Origin of the sequence: Paenibacillus sp. SN-8-1 (assembly GCF_050995535.1) — a bacterium.
In the GTDB taxonomy this organism is placed as follows: Bacteria; Bacillota; Bacilli; order Paenibacillales; family Paenibacillaceae; genus Fontibacillus.
The window spans coordinates 150,624-170,000 of record NZ_CP194782.1 but is presented as its reverse complement, the minus strand read 5'-3'; the positions used below and the strand labels follow the sequence as shown (position 1 = coordinate 170,000).

18 protein-coding genes and 1 other RNA gene (1 of these 19 cut by a window edge) are annotated in these 19,377 nt (G+C 50.4%); 3 read left to right on the top strand and 16 right to left on the bottom strand.

The features are described from left to right. The 5 genes from ACRRNK_RS00895 to ffs all read right to left on the bottom strand — a co-directional run. Nucleotides 1-70: the 5' portion of a DUF2508 family protein gene (locus ACRRNK_RS00895; RefSeq protein WP_433944975.1), read on the bottom strand. It extends 206 nt beyond the left edge of the window; the window shows 70 of its 276 coding nt (coding positions 1-70); it begins with the start codon at nucleotides 68-70; its stop codon lies beyond the left edge, outside the window. Between the two features lie 184 nt (nucleotides 71-254). Continuing rightward, the gene (gene recR / locus ACRRNK_RS00890; protein WP_251377032.1) at nucleotides 255-854 is read right to left on the bottom strand and encodes a recombination mediator RecR; all 600 of its coding nucleotides are present in this window, start codon (nucleotides 852-854) and stop codon (nucleotides 255-257) included. Between the two features lie 27 nt (nucleotides 855-881). Next, nucleotides 882-1,193, bottom strand: coding sequence for a YbaB/EbfC family nucleoid-associated protein (locus ACRRNK_RS00885; RefSeq protein ID WP_127200730.1), 312 nt, complete (start codon nucleotides 1,191-1,193; stop codon nucleotides 882-884). Nucleotides 1,194-1,224: 31 nt separating this feature from the next. Further along, the gene (dnaX, locus tag ACRRNK_RS00880) at nucleotides 1,225-2,976 is read right to left on the bottom strand and encodes a DNA polymerase III subunit gamma/tau (protein WP_433944974.1); all 1,752 of its coding nucleotides are present in this window, start codon (nucleotides 2,974-2,976) and stop codon (nucleotides 1,225-1,227) included. 169 nt (nucleotides 2,977-3,145) lie between these two features. Then, nucleotides 3,146-3,413: signal recognition particle sRNA large type (gene ffs / locus ACRRNK_RS00875), an RNA gene on the bottom strand. A gap of 256 nt (nucleotides 3,414-3,669) precedes the next feature. Here ffs and ACRRNK_RS00870 point away from each other — a divergent pair. Then, entirely contained in the window at nucleotides 3,670-4,926 is a 1,257-nt protein-coding gene (locus tag ACRRNK_RS00870; protein WP_433944973.1) for a stalk domain-containing protein, read from the top strand. Nucleotides 4,927-5,074: 148 nt separating this feature from the next. Here ACRRNK_RS00870 and rpmE read toward each other — a convergent pair whose 3' ends face one another. The 8 genes from rpmE to rpoE form a co-directional block, all read right to left on the bottom strand. After that, nucleotides 5,075-5,272 (bottom strand): 50S ribosomal protein L31, encoded by a 198-nt coding sequence (rpmE, locus tag ACRRNK_RS00865; RefSeq protein ID WP_127200733.1) that lies wholly within the window; start codon nucleotides 5,270-5,272, stop codon nucleotides 5,075-5,077. Between the two features lie 98 nt (nucleotides 5,273-5,370). Beyond that, complete coding sequence (locus ACRRNK_RS00860) at nucleotides 5,371-6,648, bottom strand: radical SAM protein (RefSeq protein ID WP_433944972.1); 1,278 nt, start codon at nucleotides 6,646-6,648, stop codon at nucleotides 5,371-5,373. A gap of 51 nt (nucleotides 6,649-6,699) precedes the next feature. After that, the gene (rho, locus tag ACRRNK_RS00855; protein ID WP_433944971.1) at nucleotides 6,700-8,025 is read right to left on the bottom strand and encodes a transcription termination factor Rho; all 1,326 of its coding nucleotides are present in this window, start codon (nucleotides 8,023-8,025) and stop codon (nucleotides 6,700-6,702) included. 315 nt (nucleotides 8,026-8,340) lie between these two features. After that, on the bottom strand, nucleotides 8,341-9,594 hold the full coding sequence (locus ACRRNK_RS00850; protein WP_433946757.1) for a UDP-N-acetylglucosamine 1-carboxyvinyltransferase: 1,254 nt from the start codon (nucleotides 9,592-9,594) through the stop codon (nucleotides 8,341-8,343). A 152-nt stretch (nucleotides 9,595-9,746) separates the two neighbouring features. Next, entirely contained in the window at nucleotides 9,747-10,601 is an 855-nt protein-coding gene (gene fba, locus ACRRNK_RS00845) for a class II fructose-1,6-bisphosphate aldolase (protein ID WP_433944970.1), read from the bottom strand. A gap of 139 nt (nucleotides 10,602-10,740) precedes the next feature. Then, nucleotides 10,741-11,115: a response regulator gene (locus tag ACRRNK_RS00840; RefSeq protein WP_433944969.1), complete on the bottom strand. Its 375-nt coding sequence runs from the start codon at nucleotides 11,113-11,115 to the stop codon at nucleotides 10,741-10,743. 148 nt (nucleotides 11,116-11,263) lie between these two features. Continuing rightward, nucleotides 11,264-12,865 carry a CTP synthase gene (locus ACRRNK_RS00835; RefSeq protein WP_433944968.1) on the bottom strand — a complete coding sequence of 534 codons (1,602 nt, stop codon included), beginning with the start codon at nucleotides 12,863-12,865 and terminating at the stop codon, nucleotides 11,264-11,266. Nucleotides 12,866-13,167: 302 nt separating this feature from the next. Next, a complete protein-coding gene (rpoE, locus tag ACRRNK_RS00830) occupies nucleotides 13,168-13,716 on the bottom strand; it encodes a DNA-directed RNA polymerase subunit delta (protein WP_433944967.1) in 549 nt (182 codons plus the stop codon). A gap of 464 nt (nucleotides 13,717-14,180) precedes the next feature. On the opposite strand from rpoE, the gene ACRRNK_RS00825 reads away from it, so the two are divergent. Further along, entirely contained in the window at nucleotides 14,181-15,329 is a 1,149-nt protein-coding gene (locus ACRRNK_RS00825) for a S8 family peptidase (RefSeq protein ID WP_433944966.1), read from the top strand. A gap of 211 nt (nucleotides 15,330-15,540) precedes the next feature. Next, a complete protein-coding gene (locus ACRRNK_RS00820) occupies nucleotides 15,541-15,672 on the top strand; it encodes a hypothetical protein (RefSeq protein WP_433944965.1) in 132 nt (43 codons plus the stop codon). An 85-nt stretch (nucleotides 15,673-15,757) separates the two neighbouring features. Here the strand turns inward: ACRRNK_RS00820 and argS are convergent, their stop codons facing one another. The 3 genes from argS to ACRRNK_RS00805 form a co-directional block, all read right to left on the bottom strand. After that, the gene (gene argS / locus ACRRNK_RS00815) at nucleotides 15,758-17,437 is read right to left on the bottom strand and encodes an arginine--tRNA ligase (RefSeq protein WP_433944964.1); all 1,680 of its coding nucleotides are present in this window, start codon (nucleotides 17,435-17,437) and stop codon (nucleotides 15,758-15,760) included. 1 nt (nucleotide 17,438) lies between these two features. Next, nucleotides 17,439-17,861: a DUF1934 domain-containing protein gene (locus ACRRNK_RS00810; RefSeq protein WP_433944963.1), complete on the bottom strand. Its 423-nt coding sequence runs from the start codon at nucleotides 17,859-17,861 to the stop codon at nucleotides 17,439-17,441. Between the two features lie 249 nt (nucleotides 17,862-18,110). Further along, nucleotides 18,111-19,319, bottom strand: coding sequence for a WD40/YVTN/BNR-like repeat-containing protein (locus ACRRNK_RS00805; RefSeq protein ID WP_433944962.1), 1,209 nt, complete (start codon nucleotides 19,317-19,319; stop codon nucleotides 18,111-18,113). Nucleotides 19,320-19,377 lie beyond the last annotated feature (58 nt).

The following is a 19,377-nucleotide window of genomic DNA, read 5'->3' as shown; positions in this document are numbered from 1 at the left end:
TGCGCTGAAAGTCTGAGTTCACTTCTTGCTGCCGCTTAATTTTGTCCGTCCATTTGCTCAAAATCCCCATTCTCCTACCCCCTAAGCGAAAACAGGTGGCCCCAGGCCTTATCACAGGCTCAAGCTTTCCTTCCACCTCTTCACGTTCATCTATTCCATACATATCGGGATAGGGACAAACTTAGAACACAAAAAGAAGCCTCCAAGGAGGCTTCTTCAAATTGTATAAACTATTAAGCGTTGATTAACTGGCTTCAGCTAAGCTCACGGCGTCCTTCAAGGGCTTTGGACAGTGTAATCTCATCCGCATATTCCAGATCGCCGCCCACGGGCAGCCCATGAGCAATTCTTGTGACACGAATGCCGAAAGGCTTAACCAGGCGTGAAATATACATCGCCGTAGCTTCTCCCTCGATATTCGGATTGGTCGCCAAAATCAATTCCTGCACTCGCTCATCACTCAGGCGTCCGAGCAACTCTTTAAGACGAATCTCGTCCGGACCAATCCCCTCCATAGGAGAAATCGCGCCTTGCAGGACATGATAATACCCGTCAAATTCCTTCGTTCTCTCCATAGCCACCAAGTCTCTCGACTCCTGAACAACGCAGATTACAGAAGCATCCCGGCTCTTATCCTGACAAATTCGGCACGGATCGGTATCGGTAATGTTACAGCAGATAGAACAATAGTGAAGATTCCGCTTCACACTGACCAGTGCTTTGGCGAAATCGACAACATCATCGTCTTTCATACGCAGCACATGGAAAGCAAGCCGGGCCGCTGTCTTGGGCCCAATTCCCGGCAGGTGCGTAAATGCATCGATCAGCTTAGCGATCGGTTCGGGATAATACAAATTAAGCGTGCTCCTTCAGTATTATGATTAGAACAATCCTGGAATTTTCATACCGCCTGTGAATTTACCCATATCTTGGTTAGCCAATTCTTCAGCTTTGGTCAGAGCATCATTTACCGCAGTCAAAATCAAATCCTGCAGCATTTCTACATCGTCCGGATCCACTGCCTCTGGCTTAATATCGATAGATAGAACTTTCTTATGGCCATTTACTTTAACATTTACAACGCCGCCACCGGAGGTGCCCTCCATCACTTTATCTCCGAGCTCCTCCTGAGCTTTAAGCATTTGCTCTTGCATTTTCTTCACTTGCTTCATCATTTGGTTCATATTGTTCACTCTAAACACTCCTTTAGATTGGTATACAAAGTTATTCTTTTATAACTACAAGGTCATCTCCAAACATTTGGAGCGCCTCATCCACCCACGGTTCCTTGCTTGCCCCGCCTTCATCAGGACCCGGCTCAAGCTCAAAAGGTTCTGGTGACGGAGTCCCCGCACCCTTGATGGCCTCATTCCAATCCTTCAGCATCATACTGACAAGACGGAAGGGGCTCCCGAGCTGCTGCTCTAATATACGCTCAATAACTTCTTTGTTGGCCGGTTTCTCGGTTGTCTCCCGGTGAATGTCGTTCTTGAAAGCTACGAGTACGTTGTTATCCAGTACAGAGACAGGTTCTCCATTCATGAACCAGGCATGAATCGTAACCTTCTCCTCCTTCACACGCTGCAGGATCTGATTCCATTTATTCTGAATCGCAATAAATTCCGGTGAACTGCGCTGTGCAATATACTGGTCAATATTCGATGGAATCTTGGCAAGCGATGAGATCCTGGGCGAGGGAGATCTGCTGGCTTGTGAGCGGGACGGGCCCGAAGAATCGGAACCGCCTGCACCAGACGAAACACCGTTCTTCAGCGCCTGATCCAGCTTCTTCTCAAGCTCAGACAGCTGGCGTTTAAGCTGCTGAACCTCGGAAGCATCCGCACTCTTGGCAGGAGCTGAGGCCTGGGTCGATAAACATAGCGACTCTTCCTGGGTGATACTGCACAGCTTGAGCAGAGCAACCTCAAAAAGCATTTGCGGCTGTGCCGCATACTTCATCTCGGTCTGATAATGGTTCAACGTGTCGATAATACCGAACAGCTGCGGCTTTGTAAAGGCTTTCGCCATTTCTTCAAAATCCCGCGCATCCAGAACCCGCTCAGTCATATGCCCAGCCTTAGGCACCATCTTAATCATCAGCAGATCACGGAAATAGTAGAGTAGATTCTCCATGCATTTATCCGCGCTCTTGCCTTCCTGCATAAACGCTTCGATCATCTGCAGCATCCCGCCGATATCCCCTCGCGACAGCGCCTCTGCAAGTTCGGCGAACTGACGTGACGGAATACCTCCAGTCATGGCCAGTACTTGTTCGTAAGAGACATGCCCATCGGTAAAGGAGGATATTTGATCCAGTATGCTTAGTGCATCCCGCATCCCGCCATCCGATAGCCGGGCAATATACTGTATGGCCTCGTCATCGGCAGTGATATTCTCCTGATCGCAAATCAGCTTCAGCCTGTCGCTTTGTTCCTCCAGGGATACCCTGCGGAAGTCGAAGCGCTGACAGCGTGAGATCACCGTGGCCGGAAGCCGGTGAGGCTCCGTTGTTGCCAGAATAAACATCACATGCGGAGGCGGCTCCTCCAGTGTCTTCAGCAGCGCATTGAAGGCTTCTGTCGTCAGCATGTGAACCTCATCTATGATATATACCTTGTGCCGGACCTCTGTTGGCGCATATTTCACCTTCTCGCGCAGGTCCCTTATCTCTTCAACCCCCCGGTTGGAGGCCGCATCTATCTCGAGCACATCCATTACGGCTCCCGCCGTAATGCGTCTGCAGGATTCACATTCATTACAAGGCTCGGCTGCAGGTCCATTCTCACAGTTCACAGCCTTAGCTAATATCTTCGCAGCACTTGTCTTCCCGGTTCCTCTAGGCCCACTGAACAAGTAAGCATGAGACAGCCGGTTCTCCCGAATCGCATTCTGAAGCGTCCGGATAATATGCTGCTGACCTACCATATCTTGAAACGACTGCGGCCGCCAAGCGCGGTACAGCGCGATATGTTCCACTTGCGGCACCTTCTTTCAGACTTCCCGTTAATTACATTTATCGCATACCTTTATTATACTATACTCCTTGGACGAGAAAAACTTTTTAATCCATGGATGACAGGTAAAAGCGTACAAAAAAACATCTCCGCCTGCTAAGGCAAAGATGTTCGTGTTAGTTATTGGTGTACCGTGCACCTATTATCGATCATTGCGATCCAAGTGGCACCCTTGCAGATCAACTCGGGCTAGGCCACCCTCCGGCACAAGAGTGGGACTGCTTATGGCTGCTTCCTTCCGGACCTGACCAGGTTCACAGTTACTCATTGCGGAGGACCCAGCCGTCAACATTGACTGCAAGGACCAAACCTCACATCGACAAGACCTCTAATAGGAATTCAACCTCGCTACAGCGGATTGCGAGTTACAGGGCACCGCTACCTCCCCATCTAGCACGGTGAAAATAAGTATATCTCAAGCTTGTACAAAATGCAAACGGTTAGAAAAAGTTAACAGATGAACCAATGCATTTCTGACTCTGTATTTAACTATATATTCCAATTTATACAAGACTATTGATATAATTTGATAGAGGCACTGAATAATAGACTTATATTCTCTCGCCCAGCAGCTAGTAAGAAGCAGCAATGACGGTAATGTAAGCTGGAAGTCTGATGTTCAAGTTAGTACAAGGAAGGTGGCTTATTTCATATTATGAATCCATTAAAAAGATCAAAAGCTATTCTTGGCCTGACCCTGGCTATTTCAGCATTCGGGGGACTTGGCACAAGCACGGCCAGCGCGGCCGGCAAAGTTAGTATCATACTAGATGGCTACCCACTTCCGTTTCCAACCCAGCCGACTATTGTGAAAGGAACAACCCTTGTTCCATTTCGCGCAATCTCCGAGGCACTTGGAGTAACGGTGAATTGGGATGAGAAATCGAAATCTATTACAGCTACCAAGGGAACGGGTGGTGATGCCAAAAAAGTAACCTTAACACTCGGAAGCAAGAACGCTTCGGTTAATGGACAAAAGATTGCTATCGCCCTGCCACCGCAGACGATTGGCGGTACCACAATGATCCCGCTCAGCTTCTTCAGCCAGCAATTCGGAGCCGCGGTTAAATGGGACGGGCCCTCGAATACGGTAAGCATCGTATCGCCCCGCGAGAAGCTTTATACATTAGCTTTCTACGCAATTAACTCATTTAGCGAATCCGTATTGATTCCTGACTTTGATGCTGTAGGATTCGGATGGAGCCGAATCGATGCCACTGGAGCGTTCACCACTTCAGGAACAGACTTCAAATGGCCTAAGCCAGCTGGCGAGGTCACACCTGAAAGTCTGGTTACAGACTCTTCTGCGGCAGGAACATCTCCTTACCTGCTAGTCTATTCCGGTGACACCAAAGGAGAACTAACGAAAGTAGTAGAAGACGAAACCGCCCGGGAAAATGCGCTCCGTCAAATTATAGACACCGCAGTCAAAAATCAATTTAAAGGCGTTCTCCTTGACCTGGAAGGGCTGGGCCTGACAGGCGACGCCAAGACCGTTCAGGCTGCATACAGCAACCTGGTCAAAGAGGCCGCTGACGCCGCACATGCCGCCGGTCTAAAGCTATCCCTAGCATTACCACCACTTAATGGATCTTATCATGGTTATGACTATAAGAAGCTTGGCGAGCTGGCGGACGAATTGATTATTATGGCCTATGCTTACACGGATGAGAAGCTTCCCCAACCGACGGATAAAGTAGATAATGCCATCAAGCTTGCGCTCAAATCCGTGTCCAAGGATAAGCTTGTACTGGGTGTGAACTTGTACAGCGAGAACGAGAATACTGTCAATGCCAAGATCGGCCTTGCCAAACGATACGGTCTGAAGGGAATTGCCCTTTGGAGACTTGGATTCGGCAAACAGAACGTATGGAGCAAAATTAACGAAACGATTGAGCTTAAAGGAAACTAACCCCGATTGAGATCAATAGAGAGTTCCTATTCAACGCCTATTATGCCGATAATTGAATTACTTATCCCTTATACACAAAGAAAAATCCCCTCTGACGAATCAGAGGGGATTTGCATATATCGATCAGGCTGCAGAGCAGCAGATCGTATTAGATTCCGTATTTCTTCTTAAATTTATCAACGCGGCCGCCAGCATCCAGGAATTTCTGTTTGCCTGTGAAGAACGGGTGGCAAGCGGAGCAAATCTCCACGCGAAGATCCTCTTGAACAGATCCAGTTTCGAACTTATTACCGCATGCGCAAGTAACAGTAGTCACGTGATATTTCGGTTGAATAGCTTGATTCATGACTTTCACCTCTTTCCGCCCTGAGTCTCATGCGTACCCAGAGTTATAATAACCAACTATGATTGTATCATAGTCATAACACAAATTGCAATCGCTTATTAAGCGTTACGGACGCCATTCTTGAATCGTTTAAGCTCAGCTGGCGGCACGTGGGAGTAAGACCCCATCACGACATCCGGCAGTTCTTCCTGGAATATCTCGATCGCCTGCTTCATGCCAAGAATATCTCCCTTAGCCTTGGGAATCAGCCCTAGATAACTCTCCGGATCAATATTCAGGTTGCGCCACTGGATTAACCGAAGCTTGGTGCGTCTAGCAAACTCGATCATCGCTTCAATCTCTTCTTCACGATCTGTAACCCCCGGGAATATTAGATAGTTAATCGAAGTGTAGACTCCTTGTTCCGAAGCATAGCGAAGGGACTTCTCCACATTCGCAAGAGTATATCCTCTTGGCTTATAGTACGCGTTATAGTGGTCATCCAAAGCACTAATGGTGCTGACACGCATTAGATCAAGCCCCGCATCCACAATGCCCCGGATGTGATCGCTCAGACCTGCATTCGTGTTGATATTAATATAGCCCATATCTGTGATCTGGCGGACCTGACGGATCGCATCAATAATCAATTTGGCCTGTGTGGAGGGTTCACCCTCACACCCCTGACCGAAGCTGATGATGGATTCTGGCGTCTTCAGATGCTCAAGCATTACCTCTACGATCTCTTCGGTCCGAGGCCGGAAGTTCATCCGTGTCTGCGGCGAGACAAACCCGCTGTCATCCGGCTGCTCGGAAATACAGCCAAAACAACCCGCATTGCAGGAATACGACACCGGTACCGCACCTTCCCAGCGGTTCAGGAATGTATTGGAGGCCGTTAGACACTCGTAGCCCAGGGCGCAGTTGGATAAGTGCTCATAAAGCCGATTCTCCGGATATTCTTCCCTCATCCGCTTCACTTGGTTCTTAAGCTCCAGCGGATCGCAGTTCAGAGGATTCCATTTCTCAGGATCGTCAGTTAGACGTGCCGTTACATAGAATTTGCCTTCATTCCATACTACAGCAGAATACCCGAACAAAGGCAGCTTGTATTCCTTGTCTGTCTTCACATAACCAGGCAAGCACAGACGTGTGAAGCCCTGCGGGAGCAGCGCTCCTACAGCCTGAACATTGCCGGGAAGAGCCTGCATCTCCCCACTCTCCGGATCAAGGCCTACCGGGCGGGTGCTTGGCAGACCGACCAAGGTTGCCCCATCAGGCAGGGGGATTAACTCATCTTCCATTATCTCAACGATCATATCCCCGCTACGGGCAAGCCCATAAAGAGATGGATGATCGAATACATTTCCTTGTTCATCAGCGTATACCAAATACATGTTGTTCTCCTCTTTGCTTAGTAGTCTTAGGACAAGCCGCTAAGCTGTTTGTTAGGTACTTAAAGTGGATGGCGCTTGACGACTGGGACGGCGCGGGCTGGTGCTGCCGGATGCTGCCTGTGCCGGGGCGCTTCCAGCCGCATCAAACGAGGCCAGGAACTCGGCATTCGTCTTGGAGTCACGCAGCTTCTTGAGGAAGCCCTCTACGAAATCATAGCTCTCATTCATATTCTTACGAATAGACCAGATTGTATCCAGCTCTTCCTTCGTAAGGAGCACTTCCTCGCGGCGGGTACCCGAGCGGCGGATATCGATCGCCGGGAAGATACGCCGTTCTGCCAGCTTCCGATCCAGATGAAGCTCCATGTTCCCCGTGCCTTTGAACTCTTCATAAATAATATCGTCCATCCGCGAGCCGGTATCAACGAGCGCAGTAGCCAGGATCGTCAGGCTGCCGCCCTCCTCCACATTCCGCGCCGATCCAAAGAACCGCTTCGGCCGATGGAACGCAGCCGGATCAATACCTCCGCTGAGTGTCCGCCCGGATGGTGGAACGACGAGATTGTACGCACGGGCGAGCCGGGTAATACTATCCATAAGAATGACAACGTCCTTCTTGTGCTCGACTAGACGCAGTGCGCGCTGCAGCACCAGCTCAGCGACCTTGATATGGTTCTCCGGGAGTTCGTCGAAGGTGGAGGCGATGACCTCTCCTTTTACCGAACGCTGCATATCCGTTACTTCCTCCGGACGTTCATCAATAAGCAGAACAAACAAGGAAATGTCCGGGTTATTCGTAGAGATACTGTTGGCAATCTCTTTAAGCAGCAGCGTCTTACCCGCTTTTGGAGGCGCTACAATAAGCCCACGCTGACCAAGTCCGACCGGAGCCAGCAGATCCATAATCCGGGTAGACAATGATGTGGGCGAGGTCTCAAGCGAAAGCTTCTTCTGAGGGTATAATGGCGTTAATGCTGGAAAGTGAAGACGTTCTGAGGCCTGAGCCGGGTCCTCACCATTTACGGCATTGACTTGAAGCAAGCCGAAATAACGCTCATTCTCCTTAGGTGTACGGCATTTACCAGATACCAAATCACCGGTCCGCAGGTCAAACTTACGAATTTGGGAAGCGGATATATAGATATCCTCCGTACTTGGCAAATAGTTGATCGGTCGCAGAAACCCGTAACCTTCCGGCAGAATCTCGAGCACGCCCTCCATAAACATAAGTCCGCTTTGTTCAGCTTGAGCGCGTAATATAGCAAAAATCAATTCTTTCTTCTTCAGCTGTCCGTAATACGGGATTTGGTACTGCTTGGCAAGCTTGTACAAATCGGTCAGCTTTTTTTCTTCCAAATCAGCAATTTGAAGATCCATGTAATTAACCACCTATTCAATTTATAATTCATTGTAATGCAATGTCGGGAGTGAAAGATAAGAAAATGCTAGCCTGAGTAAACGCACGAGGATGATGAGAAGTTCCAATCCGAAGAGATGGAGCATGATTCTATGAAAGCCAGAAATCTATGATGACATCTTAAGAGTTATAGAATAGTTATACCCGTAGTGGGGGGAGTTATGCGGACAAGAACAAAAATCTTCCATAGAGGGGTTATAACTGAGGTAATCCTCCAGGAGCAGCCCGTCCATCAAGCAGCCGCCCCTGGCGATCCCTTAGAACTATTCCGAGAACTATTCTGTCTGCCGCCAAACATCCGCGCCAAGATCACGCAGATTCGTGACAAGATGATCATATCCTCGATCAATTAATTCGACACCGGAGACTTCGGTAATACCTTCCTCCACCGTAAGCCCGGCAATAACGAGCGCTGCGCCTGCTCTCAGGTCAGCCGCCTTCACCTTGGCTGCATTAAGCTTACCGCCTTCAATTATCGCAGACCGGCCCTCCACTCGGATCTTGGCGCCCATGCGCACAAGCTCAGGAACGTGCTTAAAGCGGTTGCTGTATACGAAGTCGCTAAGCACACTAACCCCTTCCGTCTGTGTCAAAAGACTTGTCATAGGAGACTGCATGTCCGTAGGAAAGCCAGGGTATACCAGTGCTTTTACATCAGCATGCCCGTAAGAAGCCGCGCCAATAACACGGATAGATTCATCCAGCTCCTCAACAGTAACGCCCATCTCAATCAGTTTAGCAGTTAGTGCCTCTAAATGCTTGGGAATAACATTATCAATAAGAACATTACCGCGGGTTGCCGCTGCGGCAATCATATAAGTCCCCGCCTGAATCCGGTCAGGTATGATCGAATGTCGGCATCCGTGCATCTCCCGGACTCCTTCAATGCGGATCGTCTCGGTTCCCGCTCCTTTAATAATCGCACCCATGGAATTCAAGAGTGTGGCTACATCTATAATTTCAGGTTCTTTGGCGGCATTCTCAATAATAGTGGAGCCCTTAGCTCTGGCCGCAGCCAGCATAATATTGATAGTTGCGCCCACACTGGACACATCCAAGTAGATCTTCGCACCAAGCAGTTCCTTCGCGTAAAGATGAATGGCTCCATGTTCATTGGTTACTGTGGCGCCGAGCGCTTCAAAGCCTTTGATATGCTGATCAATCGGACGGGGTTCAAAGTTGCACCCTCCTGGAAGTCCAATCGTCGCTTCACCAAACCGGCCAAGTAGGGCACCCATCATATAGTACGAAGCCCGGAGTTTCTTCACAGGCCCATTCGGCATAGGAATAGATTTAATTGTGCTTGGATCAATCTTGATCTGATTCCCGGACCAAGTTACGCTCGCACCCAAATCTTCAAGAATTTCAGTATATACAGCTACATCGCTAAGTTCTGGCAAATTGTCCAGAACGACTTCCGACTCAGCTAAAATAGCTGCTGGCAGAAGCGCAATCGCACTGTTCTTGGCCCCGCTGATCTGAACGGTTCCCTTAAGCGGGCGTCCGCCGCTGATCATTAATTTTTCCATCAAAGTGAGGTTCCTCCTGCAGGCAAAATAATTCTGACAATTCCTTTCCATAATACCACTTCTGCCTCATAAAAGCACCTTTGTCTAAATCCCACATAAAAAAGAGGAACTCCGCCCAGGGCGGAATCCCTCTTCTGTATTCAAAGCATATATTAGGCTTTGTTGTTGGATCCGAACTCGCGGATCTTGCCGATTACGGTTTGTTTGATCGCTTCGCGGCCCGGTACGATGTATGAACGCGGGTCATAAGCTTCCGGCTTAGCCGCAAGCACTTCGCGAACTGCTTTAGTAAATTCAATTTGGTTCTCGGTATTTACGTTAATCTTGGAAGTACCCAAGGAGATAGCTTTCTTGATGTCATGAGTCGGGATACCTGTACCACCATGAAGAACGAGTGGAACCTTAACGGCATCACGAATTTCTTCCATCTCAGCAAAACCAAGGTTTGGTTCACCTTTGTATGGTCCGTGTACAGATCCGAGTGCTGGAGCCAGTGTGTCGATGCCAGTCTCTTTAACGATACGTACGCAGTCGTCAAGCTTCGCATACATTACATCAGCTACAACATCGTCTTCTTGTCCACCCACAAGGCCAACCTCAGCCTCAACGGAAACTCCTTTGGAGTGTGCATATTCGACAACTTTCTTAGTTGTCTCGATGTTATGTTCGATCGAACCATGGGAAGCATCGATCATTACGGAAGTGAAGCCAGCGTCGATCGCTTCTTTACATTTGTCGAAGCTTGATCCATGGTCAAGATGGATAGCTACAGGAACTGTAATTTTCATATCTTGAATAAGTCCTTCTACAATCTTAACAACGGTGTAGAAACCGCTCATGTGGCGTGCAGCGCCTTCGGATACGCCAAGGATAACTGGTGACTTCTCTTCTTCTGCGGCAGCCAGGATCGCTTGGGTCCACTCAAGGTTGTTGATGTTGTATTGACCTACAGCATATTTCCCCTCAAGTGCTTTGTTCAACATTTCTTTCATGGATACTAATGGCATGGTTCGTCCTCCTAAAAGTTGGCTAATATATGTTACTACCCGATTCTCACACCTACATATTATACCACATAATCGACAAAATACTAAACAACCTTTGGATCTCATTCTTGACAAAAAAAAGGACTCCGCTTCCGGAGTCCTAAATCATTGCGCCGCCTTTCAGCTGCATATTGACTGCAATACGCATCTCATCGATATCAAACGGCTTCGTGAAATGCATTAAAGCGCCGAGTTCTGTCGCTTCCTTGATAATATCAAGCTCGCCATAGGCCGTCATCATAATGACCTTAATGTCTGGATTCACGGCTTTGATATGCTTCAAAATCTCCAATCCGTCCATCCCCGGGATCTTCATATCCAGCAGTACCAGATCCGGTGATTCACTGCGCACGATCTCTAAAGCGAGCTTGCCATTTGCTGCTTGATACGTGGTATAACCCTCGCTGCTGAACACTTCCATCAGCAAAATCCGGATGCCATTCTGGTCGTCAACGATCAGAAGCTTCTTGTCCATTACAACACAACCCTCCCGAAATCCTCTAATCATCTTGATAATACCGCCGCCGCAGGCAGTCTGATGTGTTAGATATTCGCCTGAAAGTTTAAAATTCCTGCTAATTTCTGGGATCAATTTTCATTTTACGAAAACTATTGATACAGGATTATGAATTATGGGTAATAGAAGCCTTAACAAACTCACGGAACAAAGGCTGTGGACGATTCGGACGAGACGTAAATTCCGGATGGAACTGTACAGCTAGGAACCAAGGATGATCCGGGCACTCCACAATCTCAACCAAACGGCCATCCGGAGAGGTTCCCGAAATCCGCAGACCCGCCTTCTCGATCACTTCACGATAAGCGTTGTTGAATTCGTACCGGTGACGGTGTCTCTCATACACAAGTTCATCGTTGTAGCACTGCTCTGCAAGAGAGCCCGGTGTCAGCTTACAAGGGTACAGACCCAGACGCATCGTTCCGCCCAAGTCTTCGATATCCTTCTGTTCTGGGAGCAGATCGATAACCGGATATTCTGTAGCCGGATTAATCTCCGAGCTGTTCGCGCCTGTCAGACCTGCCAACGAACGGGCATGCTCAATGACTGCGACCTGCATTCCGAGGCAGATGCCGAAGAATGGAATTTTCTTCTCACGGGCATAACGGATTGTGCTGACTTTACCTTCAATTCCCCGGTCGCCGAAGCCGCCAGGAACCAGGATACCGCCAACTCCGCCCAGCATTTCTTCCACGTTCTCGTCTGTTACCTCTTCCGCATGCACCCAGCGGATCTTCACGTCCGCATTGGAGTCAAATCCCGCATGGGAAAGAGACTCAACCACGCTGAGGTAGGCATCATGCAGGGCCACGTATTTACCGACAATAGCGATCTCTACTGTCTTCTCAAGCTTGTTGATCCGGTTAACCAGGCCTTCCCACTCCGTCATATCCGGGGCCGGGGTAGTCAGCTTCAAGTGGTTGACTACGATCTCATCAAGTCCTTCTTCACGAAGGTTCAAAGGCACTTGATACAGTGTATCCGCATCGCGGCACTCTACAACCGCACTCGCATCGATATCACAGAAGAGGGCGATTTTGGCTTTCATGTCAGCAGACAGCTCATGCTCTGTACGGCAAACGATGACATTTGGCTGAATCCCGATACTGCGTAGCTCTTTGACACTGTGCTGAGTCGGCTTGGTCTTCACTTCACCGGCAGCCTTGATATAAGGAATCAGAGTAACGTGAATATACATTACGTTCTCGCGTCCAATATCACTCTTGATCTGGCGGATGGCTTCCAGGAACGGCAGACTTTCGATATCCCCAACGGTACCGCCGATCTCTGTAATCACGACATCCGAGCCAGCCTCGCGGCCAGCACGGTATACACGTTCTTTGATCTCATTCGTAATATGAGGAATAACCTGAACGGTCCCCCCGAGATATTCACCACGGCGCTCTTTGCTGATGACCGAGGAATACACCTTACCGGTCGTTACGTTGCTGTTCTTAGATAGGTTAATATCAATGAAACGTTCATAGTGACCAAGGTCAAGGTCCGTCTCGGCTCCATCATCGGTAACGAAAACCTCACCGTGCTGGTAAGGACTCATTGTCCCCGGGTCTACGTTAATATAAGGATCGAATTTCTGGATTGTAACCTTCAAACCTCTATTCTTGAGCAGTCTCCCGAGGGATGCGGCAGTAATCCCTTTACCCAGGGAAGAGACCACACCCCCGGTTACGAAAATATATTTTGTCACAGTCTTAAAACCTCCTATAAGTAGTCCAGTAAGTAGTCCAGAAATCCTTTGAAGCTTGTACAGAAAAACGATCAGTATTCCAATATAGCGTAACCCAATGAGATAGAAATCACCCTCAAAAAGGCACATAAAAAACAAAAAAAGTGACACCCGAACAAGACGGGGCACTTTTTAAAATTGATCATATTTATAGGTCTGAATCATAAGCCCAAGCAATAGTTTACCTGTAACCGCCCCCCCTGTCAAGTAAGGTAACAGAGCGATTATGGGAACCATTCGGACAGGATTACGGCCTAGGGAGACTATCTATCTTCGAGGTCATCCTCTACATCTTCATCATCGGAATCTTCGGAATCGTCCTCATCTTCGTCCAATTCTTCGTCATCCAGAATCTCTTCGTCTTCCACATCGGCGTCATCGTCTTCATCCGGGAACAGCTCATCCTCACCGTCTTCGTCAACGGCATCGTAATCATCATCATCGTCGGATGCGTATGTCTCTTCCTCTTCAACGAAGTCATCCTCATCATCATCTTCATCGTTAATAATGCGCGGACGCTTGGCATTAGCCACTGGATCTTCGGAACGTTCGATTGGATACCAGCGCTTGAGTCCCCAAAGATTTGTACCTACACAGGCAAAACGGCCGTCGATATTAATCTCCGTATATAACTGGGCAATGGCATCATTAATCTCAGCTTCCGACATGCCGCGAAGCTTAGCTACCTCATTCATCAAATCACGGTAGTAATATGGCGTATTCGCCGCTTTCAAAATCATAAAGGCCAAGTCGACCATCGGAATTTCGTGCACTTTCTCCGGATCAAACTTCAAATTGAGCGGTGTACTCACTTACACACGTCCTCTCACACAATGTTTCAAGCAGAAGTTGAGGGGAACCCCCATTCATCCATTCTGTTCTTTATCACACATAAGTAAAACCTATTTGGCAGCAAAATGCAAGTTTATTTAGGCGAATTCCTATACCAAAGTCCCGGAGGAATGGAGCGCCCCCGCAAATCTGTGGATTTATGCTCAAAGAAAAGACGGGGAGCAGCGCCCCCCGCCTTTTTGACTGTATCCGCTCTCTGAAGAGTAAGTCGCGATCTTCAGAAATCGCAAGCTGAAAGCCCGTTCAGGCTCTCTTCACATCCTATGTGCTATTCCTGCTTTTGACACGGATGAATTCCCCTATCTTCAAATAAAATATGCCCCCGCCTATTTCCTGGCGTATAGGGCATGTTACCCACTCCTGTCCGCTGGAGCGTTCATACAATACTTCTACAACTCGCTTTTGTCAGAAGGGGCTGCTCGCAATGGACTATGCCCGATTCCTTAATTTTATCCAGGAGAAAACCGGGAGCGCCGCACAAAAGGAACAACGGACCATTATCCGATTTGCCCGCCCGGCAGCATATCAGGAATGCCTTAAGCAGCTTAACCGGATGAAGCGTTCTCTCCCTCAAATGCGCCTCATCCGCAGCTCTTCCCTGCTGCAAGCCTTCATCTGTCCATTCTCCCTCACCGACTTGCCTCAGAGCTGCCGCAAAGGCCTCATTCTTGAGCCGGATGCCCTGATCAGCGTCCATGCTGTGCCCGCCAGCGGAATGGTGAATACTCCCGAGATTCCTTGGGGAGTCCGTCATATTCAGGCTCCTGACGTCTGGTCTTCCTCAACCGGCTACCAGGTTCGTATCGCCGTCATTGATACGGGTGCTGACTTCAGCCATCCCGATCTGCGCCACTCTCTGGCCAGAGGCGTTAATCTCTTAAACCCGAACATGCTTCCCCATGATGATAACGGCCATGGCACTCATATTACAGGGACAATCGCAGGCGCGGGAAGCATACAGGGGATTCTCGGGGTTGCCCCGCGGGCCACGATCTATCCGGTCAAAGCCTTTGATCACAATGGAGCCGCCTATGTGTCGGACATTATCCTGGGTATTGATTGGTGTGTCCGAAATCAAGTAGATATTATTAATATGAGCTTCGGCATGAAATCCAAGAACAAGTCTCTATTCAATGTAGTTAATAAAGCACTTCAGGCCGGAGTGGTCGTTGTCGCCTCTGCCGGAAATGATAATAAGAGCCGCAGCGTGGATTACCCTGCCCGTTATCCGCAGACGATCTCCGTTGGAGCCACAGACCGCAGCCGCAGGATTGCCCGCTTCAGCAACAGCGGGCCCCATGTTGATATTTACGCTCCAGGCGAGAAGATCTACTCTTCCTGGATCGGGGGCAAGCATAGAGAGATGAACGGCACCTCAATGGCCACGTCGCATGTCAGCGGCTCCATTGCACTGCTGCTCGCTCTCCGGCCGGGCCTTGCACCGGCCGAGATCAAGCAGCTGCTGCGTAAGAGCGCCCGGCCGGTGCTCTCGGCCAGGAAGCGCTCTGCCCGCGGGGGCGTCTCCCCCGCGGAAGTGAATGCGCTGCGGCTGTTCAAGCGGGGGGCTCCTTAGAGCCCCGCTTCAAAGGCCGCGGCGGATGCGGTGGATGTATGGCGCACTGCGTGGATGCGCCAGTGCGGTGAATGCTGCTGCGCTGCGTGGATGCGCGGTCCGTGCGGCGGATGCGGATGCACTCCGTGGATGAGCAGCTGCATCACGCGAGGTTTCTGGCGCGGCGCAGCCATGTATGGCGGTCAGCGGTCAGCCGCAGGCCGCTCGGACCGTGAGAATGGAGCCGGCGCTAAGCTCGGCTCCATTGCTAGAGGCAACAAGGCCCCGCCCGGGAATTCCGGGGCGGGGCCTTGTTGTTGCAGCGGCGGCGGCAGGTCGGGCCGCCGCAGCGCCATGCGCCTAGCGGGCGAAGCCGCTAGGGCGGGGCTTGCGCCTAAGCCGGCGTCGTGCCGGCTTGGCGGGATTTGCCGCATGAGCCGGTGGTATCGCTACATGCGGTCCGGGGCTTCTACGCCGATGAGCGCGAGTACGCGCGCGATCACACGGCGGGTAGCGCCGAGCAGCACGAGGCGCGCGGCGGTCTGCTGCGCGTCTTCGGTGATGACGCGCTCGGCTCTGTAGTAGCTGTGGAACAAGGATGCAAGTTCATACACATAGCGAACAAGACGGTGCGGCGCAAAGTTATTCGCCGCTGTCTCAATCTCCTCAGGCAGCTCGCCGATCTTGCGGAGCAGGGCATATTCATGCTCGGCGGTCAGCTTGGTCAGGTCGGCATTCGCCGGAGTTGGAATCGCGATTCCCTGCTCTTCAGCCTGACGGAAGACGCTGCAGATCCGCGCATGTGCATACTGTACATAATAGACCGGGTTCTCGTTCGATGTGGATACGGCAAGGTCCATATCAAAGTCCAGGTGCGAGTCCATACTGCGCATCGTGAAGAAGTAGCGAATGGCATCAACGCCTACTTCGTCCATAAGGTCGACCATTGTAACGGCTTTACCTGTCCGTTTGGACATCTTCACTTTCTCGCCATCCTGGAACAGGCTGACCATTTGGGCAATCAGAACTGTCAGCTTGTCCGGGTCGTTGCCCAGTCCTGCCATGGCAGCTTTAAGACGCGGGATATAGCCGTGATGATCGGCTCCAAAAATATTGATCATGCGGTCATAGCCGCGATTGAACTTGTTGCGGTGATAAGAGATATCCGGCGTAAGGTAAGTATACGTGCCGTCATTCTTAACAAGGACACGGTCTTTATCATCGCCGTAATCGGTCGTTCTCAGCCAGGTAGCTCCATCAAGCTCATAAGTCTGGCCTTTGTCCTTAAGCTCCTGAAGCGAAGCCTCCACCTGGCCGTTCTCGTAAAGGGAGGTCTCGCTGAACCAGCTGTCAAAATGAACCCGGAATCGGCTCAGGTCACGCTTGATCTTAGCCAGCTCTTTGTCCAGGCCATACTTGCGGAGGAATGCCGCCCGTTCACCTGGTGTGCGGGAGAGAAGGGCATCCCCTTGCTCTGCCACAAGCTCTTTGGCAAAGCCTTTAATATCTTCGCCATGATAGCCATCTTCAGGCATCTCGGCAGGCTGTCCAAGCTCCTGCAGATAGCGGGCTTCAATGGACTTCGCCAGGTTAACAACCTGATTACCAGCATCGTTAATATAATATTCGCGGGTTACATCATATCCGGCATGGTCCAGCAGGTTGCATAGGGCATCCCCTACGGCTGCGCCGCGTGCATGTCCTAGGTGCAGGCTGCCTGTCGGATTCGCACTGACGAATTCGACCTGAATCTTCTGACCTTGGCCAAGATTAATCCGGCCATAATCATCTCCCTGCGTATAGACCTGCTCGAGGACAGGATACAGGTAGCTCTTGGTCAGGGTGAAGTTAATGAACCCCGGACCTGCGATCTCCGCCTTTTCAATAGAAGCGCTGCTGTAGTCCAGATTCTCAAGAATGGCTTCGGCAATCTGACGGGGGTTCTTCTTAGCAATCTTGGTCAGCTGCATCGCCGCATTGGTGGCCAGATCGCCATGAGTCTTCTCCTTCGGCACTTCGAGCTTAATCGCCGGAAGCTCTTCCTTGGTTACGAGTCCCGCAGCCAAGATCGCCGCCGTGATCGCTTCCACTACCTTCTGGTTAATTTCCTCTAATGGATTGTGTGTCATTTCAAGCTTCCTCCTGTATATGTAAACTGATATCGAACTGTCCAGCTAATTCATCATAGACGTATAAATCATATTTCCACCTGGCGGTCCCCGATAATCCATCCAGATTCATGGTGAGACTGTGAGTCTGCGTGGACAAGTTAAAGGATGCGTACGCCGCCCGGTAATAACCCGGAAGCCTTCGTCCCTCCTGAAAGGTCTGCGATGATTCGACCGTTCCGTGCCGAATGAGCTTCAGCTCGCCGGGCGTTATTTTGACGGTAGCCCGAGTGACTTCTTCGCCTGTAGGCCCTTGACCGTGTTCCTCATACTTGAGATAGATCGCTCCTCCTGCGCTGAATACCTGGCCCCGGTAGCTCTGAACCGTCTTGGCCCCATCCTGCAGGCTTGTCAATGTAATGGATGCGGGTGTGTGGTCCGGCATGGTCACTACTCCAATCTGTTCTATCTATTGTACTATATGGCCTCAGCTAAAGAAATGAGTACTTCACAACTTCACTTTAGCCCCTTGCCAACGTTCAACGTTCATTCCATATACTATATCCAGTTCGCCCGCACAGTTCAATGGAAGATGGGGAATTTGTATGATTTGCAAAGGTTAATAGTACAGAAAACCCTCCTTAGTCAGCCAAGGAGGGTTTTTCACTTCTATGAATATAAGTTGTGGTTCCGGTTACTCTTGGGGCTTGGGTGAGACAGAGTCAGGCAGCGAGAACCTCTTATTCCACGAAATCCCGCCATCATGCGTCACATAGACCGCCGTCTGCGTCGGACTTGTAACCGCCAGCCAGCCCGTCTTCTGTGAAGGGAATGAGATCCGGGCATCGAACCCGCTTAGTACAGCGGGAACATTGCTCCACGAGCGGCCACCGTCAAAAGAACGCCCAACCCCTACCTTACCTCCAGCCGGAGAACCTCCGGCCAGGTAAGCCGTACTGCTCCCGATCAGCTGCATATTCCCGGGATGCCCACCCGGGCTAGCGGGCCCCTTGCTAGCGAGTGCAGGTCCACTACCAGGGGCAGGTCCCCCGCCAGCAGTGCTCTGGGCAATAACACGATTCCAGTGTGAGCCGCTGTCATGGCTGGCATACAAAGAGTAGGATACCTGAGACATGCCGGATTCTCCGTAGACAAGAGCCCATACCTGGCTTCCTTTGCTGTACAGTTCACCGCCGTAGGCAGTCCCGAATGGAATCGTCAGAACCGGGCTCCAGCTGGCGCCGCCGCTAGTTGTCTTATACAGCTTGTAGCCGATGCCTGGGTGAACCGTTAGCGACCACCCCGTGCGGGCAGCTTGATCTGTAAAGACAGCAGCCCGGGTATTCACCGGCGTCTTGATCTTCACCCATGTTGTACCCCCATTCAAGGATTTGTAGGCGCCATTCGAGGTATATCCCACAATACTATCCGCTCCCAGCACATCGATCTTCTTAAACTGCTGGCCCGAGGTGCCGAGAATGCTCCAATGAGAGCCCCCATCCTTGGTTGCGATAAGCCTAACCGGACCTTCGGAAGCTGTTCTGGCCAGTGCCCATCCTTTGATGTTGTCCGGAAACACAATTTGATCGAACTGCCACTGTCCCGTATAGATCTCCTGCCAGTTACAGCCCCCATCAGATGTACCAATAAGGAAACCATTCCCCGCGGCTCGTCCCGTTGTATCACTCAGAAAAGCAACATCCGTTATATGAAGCGGGTCTTGGTCCGCTGACGCGTGCTTCTTCTGAAGACTCTGAAGCAATCCATGATCGCCGCTTGTGCAAGGTGCCGATGCAGCGGCTGCCTCAGTTCTCTGGATTACAGTACTACTGCTGCCGATCCCGATGGATACGCAAAGGGCAGCGGCTGTGAGTAATGCGGATTTGAAATATCGTTTCACCACAGGTTGATACCTCCCTTGTAGAAGCTATATACATCTTACCGTGCGATCAAGAATGTTG